This is a genomic window from Fusobacterium perfoetens ATCC 29250 (genome assembly GCF_000622245.1).
Lineage (GTDB): Bacteria > Fusobacteriota > Fusobacteriia > Fusobacteriales > Fusobacteriaceae > Fusobacterium_B > Fusobacterium_B perfoetens.
Window position 1 is genome coordinate 559,772 of the sequence record NZ_KK211416.1, and the last position, 12,143, is coordinate 571,914.

At 29.1% G+C, this 12,143-nt stretch carries 12 protein-coding genes and 1 tRNA gene; 3 read left to right on the forward strand and 10 right to left on the reverse strand.

From position 1 onward, the window contains the following. Positions 1-38: 38 nt before the first annotated feature. Together T364_RS0109555 and T364_RS0109560 are read left to right on the forward strand one after the other, a co-directional pair. Entirely contained in the window at positions 39-401 is a 363-nt protein-coding gene (locus T364_RS0109555) for a thioredoxin family protein (RefSeq protein ID WP_027129398.1), read from the forward strand. A gap of 100 nt (positions 402-501) precedes the next feature. Next, positions 502-1,524, forward strand: a complete 1,023-nt coding sequence (locus tag T364_RS0109560) for a permease (RefSeq protein WP_027129399.1) — start codon at positions 502-504, stop codon at positions 1,522-1,524. 58 nt (positions 1,525-1,582) lie between these two features. Here the strand turns inward: T364_RS0109560 and T364_RS0109570 are convergent, their stop codons facing one another. From T364_RS0109570 to T364_RS0109580, 3 genes are all read right to left on the reverse strand, one after another. Next, positions 1,583-2,182 carry a LysO family transporter gene (locus T364_RS0109570; protein ID WP_027129400.1) on the reverse strand — a complete coding sequence of 200 codons (600 nt, stop codon included), beginning with the start codon at positions 2,180-2,182 and terminating at the stop codon, positions 1,583-1,585. Positions 2,183-2,192: 10 nt separating this feature from the next. Further along, positions 2,193-2,462 (reverse strand): LysO family transporter, encoded by a 270-nt coding sequence (locus tag T364_RS0109575; protein WP_027129401.1) that lies wholly within the window; start codon positions 2,460-2,462, stop codon positions 2,193-2,195. A gap of 269 nt (positions 2,463-2,731) precedes the next feature. Beyond that, positions 2,732-2,820: transfer RNA gene (locus T364_RS0109580), tRNA-Leu, on the reverse strand. A gap of 185 nt (positions 2,821-3,005) precedes the next feature. Between T364_RS0109580 and T364_RS0109585 the strand changes: the two genes are divergently transcribed. Further along, complete coding sequence (locus T364_RS0109585; RefSeq protein WP_027129402.1) at positions 3,006-4,400, forward strand: aminopeptidase P family protein; 1,395 nt, start codon at positions 3,006-3,008, stop codon at positions 4,398-4,400. Between the two features lie 52 nt (positions 4,401-4,452). Here T364_RS0109585 and T364_RS0109590 read toward each other — a convergent pair whose 3' ends face one another. From T364_RS0109590 to T364_RS0109620, 7 genes are all read right to left on the reverse strand, one after another. Next, a complete protein-coding gene (locus T364_RS0109590) occupies positions 4,453-5,478 on the reverse strand; it encodes an electron transfer flavoprotein subunit alpha/FixB family protein (protein ID WP_027129403.1) in 1,026 nt (341 codons plus the stop codon). 9 nt (positions 5,479-5,487) lie between these two features. Beyond that, a complete protein-coding gene (locus T364_RS0109595; RefSeq protein WP_027129404.1) occupies positions 5,488-6,285 on the reverse strand; it encodes an electron transfer flavoprotein subunit beta/FixA family protein in 798 nt (265 codons plus the stop codon). Between the two features lie 9 nt (positions 6,286-6,294). Beyond that, entirely contained in the window at positions 6,295-7,437 is a 1,143-nt protein-coding gene (gene acrC / locus T364_RS0109600) for an acryloyl-CoA reductase (RefSeq protein WP_027129405.1), read from the reverse strand. Positions 7,438-7,596: 159 nt separating this feature from the next. Further along, positions 7,597-9,168, reverse strand: a complete 1,572-nt coding sequence (locus tag T364_RS0109605) for an acyl CoA:acetate/3-ketoacid CoA transferase (protein ID WP_027129406.1) — start codon at positions 9,166-9,168, stop codon at positions 7,597-7,599. A 55-nt stretch (positions 9,169-9,223) separates the two neighbouring features. Then, positions 9,224-10,375, reverse strand: a complete 1,152-nt coding sequence (locus tag T364_RS0109610; RefSeq protein ID WP_027129407.1) for an acyl-CoA dehydrogenase family protein — start codon at positions 10,373-10,375, stop codon at positions 9,224-9,226. 55 nt (positions 10,376-10,430) lie between these two features. Next, positions 10,431-11,672: an MFS transporter gene (locus T364_RS0109615; RefSeq protein ID WP_027129408.1), complete on the reverse strand. Its 1,242-nt coding sequence runs from the start codon at positions 11,670-11,672 to the stop codon at positions 10,431-10,433. A gap of 31 nt (positions 11,673-11,703) precedes the next feature. Beyond that, on the reverse strand, positions 11,704-12,143 hold a 440-nt coding region (locus T364_RS0109620), incomplete at its 5' end, for an FGGY-family carbohydrate kinase (RefSeq protein ID WP_027128399.1).

Here is a 12,143-nt window from a genome sequence, read left to right on the forward strand (position 1 = left end):
TATATTTAAATATATAATATTATTTTAAGGAGGAAAAAATGGGATTATTTGACAAATTATTTAAAAAAGATTGTGGTTGTTCTTGTTCTGCTGAAAAAATAGAAGAAACTAAAAAGGAAAAAACTTCTTGTTCATGTGATTGTAACTGTGGTAGCTCTTCTGATAAAAAAGTTTTAGTTAAAATTTTAGGTTCTGGTTGTAAAAATTGTAATACTTTAGAGAAAAATACTTTGGAAGCTCTAAAAGAATTAGGATTTGGATTTCAATTAGAACATGTTAGAGATTTTTCTGAAATTGCTAAATATGGAATAATGTCTACTCCAGGTCTATGGATAGATGGAAAAATTGTTTCTTATGGAAAAGTTTTATCAAAAGAGCAAATAAAAGAATTATTAAAATAGATTAGAAAATATTGGGACTGTTGTATTTTTATAATAACTAATTTTCAACAGTCCTTTTATAAAAATAATAAATCGATATTTATCAATACAAGGAGAGTTTATGAATTTTTTAATTAACATTTGGACTTTTATACAAAATCAAATTTTAGGTATGAAATGGTTAAATAAGTTAGTAGGAAATATTTTAATAAAAATAGGTTTAGACAAAAATAGTCACTTATTTAGTGGAATACATTTTTTCTTTTATGATGTTATAAAAATAACTATTTTACTTTGTACTTTAATATTTTTTATAAGCTATATTCAAAGTTATTTTCCACCAGAAAAAAGTAAAAAGATATTAGGAAGATTTCATGGATTGACAGCTAATATTATTGGAGCTTTATTAGGAACTGTTACACCTTTTTGTAGCTGTTCATCTATTCCTTTGTTTATAGGTTTTACATCAGCAGGACTTCCAATAGGTGTTACATTTTCTTTCTTAATTTCTTCTCCAATGGTAGATTTAGGTTCTTTACTTTTATTAATGAGTATTTTTGGAAGTAAAATTGCCCTTTGGTATGTGATTTTAGGACTTGTAATAGCTGTAATTGGTGGAACTCTTATAGAGAAAATGAAACTTGAAAATGAAATAGAAGATTTTATCTGGGCAGCCTCAACAAACGGTAATATAGATATCGAAATTCCAGATTTAACTATACAAGAAAGATTGATATATGCTAAGGAACAAACAATGGAAACTTTTAAAAAAGTTTTTCCATATATTTTAATAGGAGTTGGAATTGGAGCTATAATTCATAATTGGATTCCTGAAAAATGGATAGTTAGTATTTTAGGAAGTAAAAATCCTTTTGGAGTTATATTAGCAACTTTAATAGGTGTTCCTATATATGCTGATATTTTTGGAACTATTCCTATTGCTGAAGCATTATTTTCTAAAGGAGCCAATTTAGGAAGTATTTTATCCTTTATGATGGCTGTAACTACTTTATCTCTACCATCTTTAATAATGTTAAGAAAAGCTATAAAACCAAAATTATTAAAAATATTTGTAGGAATTTGTACTATTGGAATTATAATAGTTGGATATTTCTTTAACTTACTTCAAAATTATATTATATAAAAGAAAAACTGTTGCAACTTTTAATTTTAAATTAAAAGATGTAACAGTTTTTATATTTTTACATATTATTATAACAAAAAGAAATTAATATAGGAACCAACGCAGAACAAATAATTCCATTAAATACAGATAACACAACAGTTTCTTCATTTGTATATTTTATCATCATTGGAAGAGTTGTATCTTCACTTGTAGCTCCTGCTGGGGCTATACAACTATAAAAATTTAGATATTTAGCTACAACTGGTATTAAAAAGAATGAAAATATCTCTCTCATAAGATTACTTAAAAAAGTAATACTTCCAAGTTCAGCTCCTGCTAATTTCCCAACTGTAACCCCTGATAAACTATACCATCCTAAGCCACTTACTACTGCCGTACTTTCCCCTAAAGTGAAACCTGTTATCCAACTACAAAAAATTCCACCTATTATAGACCCAACTACTATTCCAAACGGAATAATAAATACCTTTAAATGATATTTTTTTAAATCATTTAATATCCCCTTATGAAGTCCAATACTGATACCAACTAAAAACATTAAACAATATAAAATAAAATTTGACCTACTAGTTATGTAAGAAATAAAGTGAATATCAAATCCATAAACTCCATATATTACTCCAAAAAATAAAGCTATCATTGCACAATAAACCATTTATTTCCTCCTATTTCTTTTTTTCTATAAAATAATAAGTTAATAAAAAAACAACTACCAATGATAATAATAAAGGAAAAATACAAAATATAAAACTTTGCCATCCCAAAGTAGTTAATTCTTCTAAAAAATTATCTCGTTTTCCCAGTGTTACACCCATAGAAAAAATTAATAAAATAGTACAAATAAATTGTAATTTCTCATTAAAACTTTTATATTGACGTGGAAAAAGTTTATTTCCTACTAAAACTCCTATACACATAATTATTAAAATATCCATCTTCTTCACCTTTTTTTACTTTAACTGTGTTTTATTATATCATATATTTATATTTTTTCAATATTAAAAAAGTTTTTTTATAAAATAAAAAAGAAGTAATCTTCAAAATTGAAAATTGCTTCTTTTTTATGATAATTAATTTGGGAAAATATTATGATATATTAATTATAATTAGCAACAATGTCACAAATATGTCAGATAAAAAATTGTTTATAATTTTCTTAGGCATAAAAAAATCTTCTAGCTAACTAGAAGATTAATCTTTTAAGTGGTGCCTAGAGCCGGAATCGAACCGGCACGGTATCAAGATACCACAGGATTTTAAGTCCTGTGCGTCTACCTGTTCCGCCATCCAGGCATTTGTCATCCTCCTGACAAGAATAAGTATACTATATTAGCCAATTTTTGTCAACACTTTTTATTATTTTTTGATTTTTTCCTTTATTTTCAATAGTTTTATTTTTTCATTCTTTTTTATTTTATTGATTTTTTAATCTAAAAAGATTATAATTATAGAAAGATTAATTTAGTAGGGGGGATTATATGTTTGCTAGACGTACTTATGAAAAAAGAAGATTGGCTTTAAGAAATAATTTTGAAGATGGAATTATCCTAATTTGTGGAAATTCTCTTTCTCCAGCAAATTATCGTGACAACACTTTTCCATTTGTTCAAGATTCTACTTTTCTTTATTATTTTGGATTAAACAAAGAAAATCTTATTGGAGTTATTGATATAGATAAAGAACAAGAATATATATTTGGAAATGAACTTACAATGGATGATATAATTTGGTCTGGTCCTCAAATTTCTTTAGGTGACCAATGTAAATTAGTCGGTGTTGAAAATCTTCTTCCTTATGAAGATATAAAAAGATTCCTATATGAAGTAAAACACAGTGGTAGAAAAATCCATTATATCAACCAATATTTACCTAATAATATTATAAATATTGCTGATTGGCTTGAAATAAAACCTAATGAAGTAAATGATTATGTTTCCGAAAAATTAAGTTATGCAGTAGTAGAGCAAAGAAATTATAAAACTCCTGAAGAAGTTCAAGAAATTATAAAAGCTGTTAATGTTACTAGAGAAATGCACTTAAAAGCTATGAAAATTGCTAAACCTGGTATGAAAGAATATGAAGTAGCTGCTGCTCTTGAAAATGTAGCTAAAAGTAAAAATTGTACTCTTTCTTTCTTAACTATTTGTACTGTCAATGGTCAAACTTTACATAACCATTATCATGGAAATACTTTAAAAGAGGGAGATTTACTTTTAATAGATGCTGGAGCTAAAACAGAAAGTGGATATTGTGGAGATATGACTACAACTTTCCCTGTATCTGGTAAATTTACTCCATTACAAAAAGAGTTTTATAATCTTTTAATTTCTATGTTTGATAAAGCTAGTGAATTAATTAGACCTGGAATAACTTATAAAGAAATTCATTTGGAAGTTTGTAAAGTTTTAGCAAAAGGTTTAGTTGAGAAAAATATATTAAAAGGAAATGTTGATGAAATTGTAGAAAAAGGTGTTCATGCTTTATTTATGCCTCATGGTTTAGGACATATGTTAGGACTTGATGTACATGATATGGAAAATATTGGAGAAGTAATTGTAGGATATAATGGAGAAGCTAAAAGTACTCAATTTGGACTTGCCTCTTTAAGACTTGGTAGAGAGTTAGAAGAAGATTTTGTATTCACTGTTGAGCCTGGAATTTACTTTATTCCTGAATTAATAAAAAAATGGAAAAATGAAAATAAATTCCCTGAATATATAAATTATGAAGAACTTGAAAAATATATGAATTTCGGTGGAATGAGATATGAGGGAGATTTCTTAGTTACTAAAACAGGTAATATTAGACTTGGAGAAACTATGGTAAAATCTCCTGAAGAAGTTGAAGAAGTGAGAGCGAAAGCTTTTAAATAATTATAAAAAAAGACTATTGCAAATTTACAATAGTCTTTTTTATTAAGTTTTATTATTTTTTATCTATCCACTCTATCATTTCTGGAATTACATCATATAAATCTCCAACTATTCCATAATCACATACTTTAAATATTGGAGCTTGTGGGTCTTTATTTATTGCTACTATATATTTTGATTCGCTCATTCCTGCTAAATGTTGAATTGCTCCAGATATTCCACAAGCTATGTATACTGTTGGTCTTACTGTTGTTCCAGTTTGTCCTATTTGATGAGATTGGTCTATCCATCCACTGTCTACTGCTGCTCTTGAAGCTCCTACTTCTCCACCTAATTTATCTGCTAATTTTCTTAATAGTTCAAATCCCTCTGCTTTCTTTAATCCTCTTCCTCCTGAAACTATTATTTTAGCATCTGTTAAATTTACCAATCTTTTCTTTAATTCTAATATTTCTACTAATTTTGTATGAATCATTTCTGGTTTTAGGTTTGGAGTTACTACTTCTATTGTTCCTTTTACTTCTTCAGTATAAGGTGCTTTTTCCATTACTCCTGGTCTTACTGTTGACATTTGTGGTCTATTTTTAGGACAAATTATTGTTGCCATTAAGTTTCCACCAAAAGCTGGTCTTGTTTGTAATATTTTATTATCAGTTAAATCTATTTCTAATTTTGTACAATCTGCTGTTAATCCTGTTCCAACTCTTCCAGCAATTCTTGGAGCTATATCTCTTCCTATAGAAGTTGCTCCAACTAATACTATTTCAGGTTTTCTATCTAAAATTAAATCTGATACAGCTATTGTTATTCCTTGAGTAGAGAAATTTTCTAATAATTCATGTTTTAGATAATAAACTATATCTACTCCATAATGTAATAAATCTTCTGCTAAATTATCTATATTATTTCCTGGTATTACAACAGCTAATTTTTTATTTAATTGATTTGCTAATTTTCTTCCTTCACCAATTAATTCTATAGTTACAGGTTGTATTTTTCCTTGTCTTTGTTCACCAATAACCCATACATTATTATAACTATTTAGGTCTATATTTTGATTTACTTTTGCTCTAGACATTGTATCCTCCTATATTAAATTCAAATTATGTAATTCTGTCATTAAAATATTTGTAACTTCTTTTTTATCTTTACATTCCATAATTTTACTTTCTTTAGTTTTTGTTGGAACAAAAGATCTATATACATTTGTAGGAGAACCTTTTAGTCCTATTTGAGTTGTATCAACATTTAAGTCAACTAATGTTAATATTTTTATATCTTCATCTTTTAATTCTTCATATGCTTTATATATTCCTCTAACAGTTGGATATCTAGGAGTATTTAATTCTTTTATTGCTGTTAATAATACAGGCATTTCTGTTTCTATTAAATAATCTCCTGTTTCTGTAAATCTACTTACTAATAATTTTTCCCCTTTTACTTCTATATTTTTTACATATGTTACTTGAGGAAGATTTAAAAACTCTGCTATTTCTGGTCCTACTTGTGCAGTATCTCCATCTATTGCTTGTCTTCCACAAATTATAAGGTCATAATTTCCTACTTTTTCAATAGCTGCAGCTAATATAGTTGCTGTTGCCCAAGTATCTGAACCTCCAAAAGCTCTATCTGAAACTAAATAAACTTCATCTGCTCCCATAGCCACTGCTTCTTTCAAAGCTTCTTTTGCTTGTGGTGGTCCCATGCTTATAACTGTCACTTTTCCACCAAATTCATCTTTTAATCTTAAAGCTTCTTCTAAACCATTTTTATCATCAGGATTTATAATACTTGGTACTCCATCTCTTATTAATGTTCCTGTTTCTTGATTTATTTTTACTTCATTAGTATCTGGTACTTGTTTTAAACATACTATTATATTCATTTATTCCTCCTAACTTAAAACAGCTCTAGAAATTACAACTTTATGTACTTCTGATGTTCCTTCATAAATTTCTGTAATTTTTGCATCACGATACATTCTTTCTAATGGATAATCTTTCATATATCCATATCCTCCGTGAATTTGTAAAGCTAAATTAGTAACTTCTCTAGCTACTGTAGAAGCATTAAATTTTGCCATAGCTGCTTCTTTTGTAAATGGTTTTCCACTATTTTTTAAACTAGCTGCATAATATATTAACCATCTTGCTGCTTCTATCTTTGTTGCCATTTCTGCTAAATACCATTGAATTCCTTGTAATTCAGCTATTGGTTTTCCAAATTGAACTCTTTCTTTAGCATATTTTACACTTTCTTCAAAAGCTCCCTCTGCAATTCCTAATGCTTGGGCCGCTACACCTATTCTTGCTCCATCAAGACAAGTCATAGCTATATTAAATCCTTTTCCTAATTTTCCTACTAAATTTTCTTTTGGAACTCTACAGTTATCAAAAATTAATTCAGCAGTTTCTGAACCATGGATTCCCATTTTCTCCTCAATTTTTCCATATGTAAATCCAGGAGTTCCTTTTTCAACAATAATTGCTGACATTCCTTTTAATCCTTTTGCTGGTTCTGTTAGAGCAAAAACTAAAACAGCTTGAGCTTGAGCTCCACCAGAGATAAAGCATTTAGTACCATTTATTACATATTCACCAGTTTCTTCATCTAAAATAGCTGTTGTTTTTGCTGCTCCTGCATCTGTACCAGCATTAGGTTCTGTTAATGCGAAAGCTCCTAAACATCCTCCCTCAGCCATCATTGGTAAATATTTTTTCTTTTGTTCTTCAGTTCCAAATTTAAGAATTCCTTGAGCAAAGATTGTATGAATAGATAAAATTGCTGCAGTTGCTGCACATTTTTTTGCAATTTCATTTACTACTATAACTTTATCTATATCATTTCCTCCAGACCCACCATATTCAATAGGTGTTCCTATTCCAGTAAATCCTATTTTAGCCATTTTTTCAAAAGTTTCTTTTGGATATATTCCTGTTCTATCTACTTCAGCTGCTAAAGGTCCTACTTCATTTTCGGCAAATTCTCTAGCTACTTTTTGTAACATTTCTTGTGCTTTTGTAAATTGAAAATCCATCTATTCCTCCTTATATAATTAAAAGTTATTTTTAAATAAATGATTTAAATATATAATTTTATATATTTAAATTATTTATTTAAAATAAAATTTCTTAAGAGGGTCTTAAGTAAATAAGGCCCTCTTAAATATATATAAATTCAATATACCTAACTTAGATTATAAGAAAAATCTGCTATCCATTTCTTTTAAGTCTTTAGATACTAAAGGTCTGAATGGCATTAATGAAATGATATCTTTTTCTATATCTAATCCTGGAGCTATTTCTATAATCTCTAGTCCTTCAGGAGTTAATTTGAATACACATCTTTCAGTTACATATAATACTTCTTGACCAGACTCTACTGCATATTCTCCACTTGCACTAATTTCATCAACTTTTTCACAGAACTTTTGATATTTTCCTTCTTGTAAAATGTGCATTTTTCCATCTACAATTTCCATTTTATTTCCTCCACCTGAGAATGGGAAGCAATAAACACATTTTTTAGCACTTTGAGTTAAGTTTACAAATCCTCCAACTCCTATGATGTTTCCTCCTGATTTACTTACATTTACATTTCCTTTTTTATCAACTTGCATTGCTCCAACGAATGTAATATCTAGTACTCCACCATCATATAAGTCAAATTGATATGCTGTATCTTGGCACATTTCTGGATTTATAACAGCTCCAAAACTTAATCCTCCAGAAGGAGTTCCTCCAACTAATCCTGCTTCTATTGTTAAATCCATTTCTCCAGAAAGCCCTAATTCTTTTGCAGCAGCTGGTACTAATTCAGGAATTCCTATTCCTAAGTTAACTACAGCATTTTCTTTTAATTCCATAGCTGCTCTTCTTGCTATAATTTTATGAACTAATGTTCTTTCTTTTTTACCTCCACCTACACTTAGTCTTGTAACTTCATCTAACATAGGTTGAATTTGTGAATCAGGTACAACTAATTCTCCTGTATAAGCTGGATTATATTGTTCAATCATTGTTTGCCATTGATTTGGTGCAACAACTATAGCATCTACTATTGCTCCAGGTATTTTTACTTGTCTTGGATTTGCTCTAGTTCCTGATATTCTTTCAACTTGAACTATTACTTTTCCTCCATTTGCTTTTGCTGCCATTGCTGTTGTAAATGGATCTAAGTAGAATGCTTCTTTTTCAAATGTGATATTTCCATTTATATCTGCTGTTGTTCCTCTTATGATAGATACATCAACTTTTGGTGCTTTATAGAATAGATATTCTTCACCATCTATTACCATTAATTCAGCTAAAGTATCTTTAGAAATTTCATTTAAAGCTCCTCTTGTATTTCTAGGGTCAACAAAAGTTTTTAATCCTAGTTTTGTAAGAACTCCTGGTTTTCTTCCTGCAGCAGCTCTAAACATATGAGAAATTGCTCCATATGGTAAGTTATAAGCTTCTATTTTATTTTCTTTAGCTAGAGTTTTTAATCCTACCATTTTAATAAAGTGAGAACATATAACTTTTTTTACTAATCCTTCATAACTGATTCCATCTATTAATCTTCCTTCTGTAGCTTCTCCTAATCCTGCTCCAGCTATATAATTTAGATTTCTAGGTTCTCCTGTTTCTAAAAATCTTTTTCCTAAAGCTGCTGTTACTTCTTCTGGATAAACTAAAGAACCAAATCCATTTATTGCTACTGTATCTTCTGATTTTATTAATCTTACAGCTTCATCAGCTGTCATTATTTTTCTATCTACTTTCATTATATTCCTCCATCATAGTTAACTTTTTTATATTTTTTCCCAAGCCTTATTTTTATTATTTAGATTTTTTTAAATATTTTCTTGCAATATCTCTTCCAATAACTATTTTTTGAATTTCTGTAGTTCCATCTACTATTTGAAGCATTTTAGCTACATATAATAGTTTACTGATTCTTGAATCTTTCATAAATCCCTCTGCCCCAAAGTATTGAGCACATTTTACTAAAACTTCCATTGCAACTTCTGTTCCAAAATATTTATTTTTAGCTGCAGTTATTGCTACTGGTTCCCCTGAATCCATAACACTAGCAGTTCTATATACTAGCCATCTTGCTGCTTCTATTTTTGCACTTAAATCTGCAAGTTCCCATTGTACTCCTTGATTTTTTAAAATAGGTGTTCCAAAAGATTCTCTTGTTGCTAGATATTCAGCAGTAATATCTAATGCTCTTTGAGCAACTCCCACTGCAATTGCTGGAGTATATACTCTTGCTACGTCTATTGCTATTAAAGCTTCTTTAAATCCGTTAGCTGATAGTAATCTACTTACTGGTACTACACAATCATCAAATTCAAGACTTCCACAAGACATTCCATTTCCTATTAAACGTTCTCTATTTTTTAGGAATTTTAATCCTTTTGTTCCTTTATCTACTAAAAGCATAATCATATTTTTAGAATCTTTTCCATCTTTTATCATTACGTTATAGTAGTCAGCATTTTCAGCATTTGATATCCAATCTTTTTTACCAAAAATATGATATCCATCTTCTCTTAATTCTGCATAAGCTGTTGTTGCTGAAGGGTCACATCCTGAAGCTGATTCTGTTAAAGCAAAAGCTGTTAATTTGCTTCCATCTGCAAGTCCTGGAACTATTGCTTTTACTTCATCACTTATTCCTTCATAGAATGTAGCAATTTCCATAGAAATGTTATTATGTAATTGCATTTGGAAAGCCATCATTCCATCTCCATATGCTAGTCCTTCATATATTAGAGCTGTTTGTAAATAGTTATATCCTTTTCCTCCCATTTCTTTAGGAATTCCTACTCCACAAAATCCATTTTTTGCCATATCTTTTATCATTTCTCTGTTTAATTCTGGACTTTTGTCCACATCAAATGTTAGTGGATATAATTTTTCTTTCCCATAGTTTAGTGCTTTTTCATACAAATCTTTTTCCTCTTGTGTTAATAATATTGCCATTTTTAATACCTCCTATTTGTTTTTTTATATTTAGTATAAAAAATTATTTTTTATTTTATTTATCTACCTCTTGAGCTTTTTTCATTTGTGCTTTTTCACCAGTTTCATCTAAGAATAATGTTAATATAAAGAATATAAATGGTGCTAAACATGTAAGAGCTATTGCTTTATATAATCCAAATGTACTTCCTAAAATTCCCGCTAAACTTCCTCCTAAAGCTCCTCCTAATCCAACTAATGTAAATATAAATCCAGTTCCTAATGAAACAGCTTCTGAAGAAAGATTTGGTATTTTATATAAAACTGTAAATGCTAATGGTACAAAAGAATAAGCTGCATATCCAGATATAAATGATGCTAAACATAATAATGGTATATTTGATGTTTGTAACATTGCAAAGTAAGAAATTGGTAATACAAGTCCAGATAAACAAATTATTGGTTTATCATATCCTATTTTTTTAGCAATTATTGGTGATAATAATGAAGATATCATTGAAGCTACTGGTAAAAATCCTAATACCATTCCTGCTTGTACTAATGTTAATCCTAAAGTTTCAACTGCATATGTTGGCCAAAATGTATAGATTGCTATCCATGTTAATGATGTTCCAGGCCATCCAAGAGCTAGTAATAATACATTTTTTTGACTTATAGCTTCTTTTAATGGAGCTAATATAGATTTTTTTTCTTTCTTAACCTCTTCCACTTTATTTTCGTTTTTATCTTTACATACAAATGTCCATAATATTGATAATGCTATTCCTACAAATCCCATAAGTATCATAACACTTCTCCAACCAGTCATTATAGCTAGTAAGAAAGGTATTGCTATTGTTCCTAAAGTTTGTCCAGCTGGTCCAGCAAAAGTTTCAATTCCATTTATGAATCCCATTTTATCTTTAGGAATATATTGAATTTTAAATAAAACTAATACTGACAAAATTCCTGCTGCTACTCCCATAACAAATAATCTTCCTACAAATAACATCACAATATTTGTTGCAAAACCTTGTAACAACATTCCACTTCCAAGTACTAAGAAAATAATTTGTAAAATTCTTTTTGGTTTTGCTTTTGTGATAAATAATGAAATTGGAATTGTTAATAATCCTTTTCCTATCCAAGCTACTGCACTAAGCCATCCTGAAGTTTCTAATCCAAATCCAATCTCTTGTCTCATATCTGGGAGAATAATACCAAAAGCAAAGTTAGATAAATTAGCTAACATAAAAGCTGCCCAACCTATGATAACTATTCCCCATCCTCTAAGTTCGATTTTTCCTGATGTTTCCATAAACTTTTTCCTCCCTATATATTTTATTTTTTTATTCTTCATCCCATTCCATTGCTCTTTTTACTGCTTTTTTCCATCCTCTATATTTCTTCTCTTTTTCCTCTTCACACATTGTTGGTAAAAATTCTTTCTCTAGTTTCCATTGTGAACTTATTTCCTCTTTTGATTCCCAGAATCCAACTGCTAATCCTGTTAAATAAGCTACTCCTAATCCTGTTGTCTCTAAAGTTTCTGGTCTTCTTACTGATGTTCCTAATATATCTGCTTGAAATTCCATTAAGAAATCATTTGCTGCTGCTCCTCCATCTACTTTTAGATGATTTAATTTTAAGCCTGAATCCTCTTGCATTGCTTCTAATACATCTCTTGTTTGATATGCTATTGATTCTAAAGTAGCTCTTATTATATGATTCTTATTAGCTCCTCTTGTTAAGCCTACTATGGCTCCTCTTGCATACATATCCCAATATG

Coding starts and splice junctions, on each gene's coding strand:
- T364_RS0109610 (WP_027129407.1), bottom strand. CDS start 10,375: ATGGCAATATTATTAACACAAGAGGAAAAAGATTTGTATGAAAAAGCA.
- T364_RS0109615 (WP_027129408.1), bottom strand. CDS start 11,672: ATGGAAACATCAGGAAAAATCGAACTTAGAGGATGGGGAATAGTTATC.
- T364_RS0109585 (WP_027129402.1), top strand. CDS start 3,006: ATGTTTGCTAGACGTACTTATGAAAAAAGAAGATTGGCTTTAAGAAAT.
- T364_RS0109595 (WP_027129404.1), bottom strand. CDS start 6,285: ATGAATATAATAGTATGTTTAAAACAAGTACCAGATACTAATGAAGTA.
- T364_RS0109560 (WP_027129399.1), top strand. CDS start 502: ATGAATTTTTTAATTAACATTTGGACTTTTATACAAAATCAAATTTTA.
- T364_RS0109575 (WP_027129401.1), bottom strand. CDS start 2,462: ATGGATATTTTAATAATTATGTGTATAGGAGTTTTAGTAGGAAATAAA.
- T364_RS0109570 (WP_027129400.1), bottom strand. CDS start 2,182: ATGGTTTATTGTGCAATGATAGCTTTATTTTTTGGAGTAATATATGGA.
- T364_RS0109590 (WP_027129403.1), bottom strand. CDS start 5,478: ATGTCTAGAGCAAAAGTAAATCAAAATATAGACCTAAATAGTTATAAT.
- T364_RS0109555 (WP_027129398.1), top strand. CDS start 39: ATGGGATTATTTGACAAATTATTTAAAAAAGATTGTGGTTGTTCTTGT.
- acrC (WP_027129405.1), bottom strand. CDS start 7,437: ATGGATTTTCAATTTACAAAAGCACAAGAAATGTTACAAAAAGTAGCT.
- T364_RS0109605 (WP_027129406.1), bottom strand. CDS start 9,168: ATGAAAGTAGATAGAAAAATAATGACAGCTGATGAAGCTGTAAGATTA.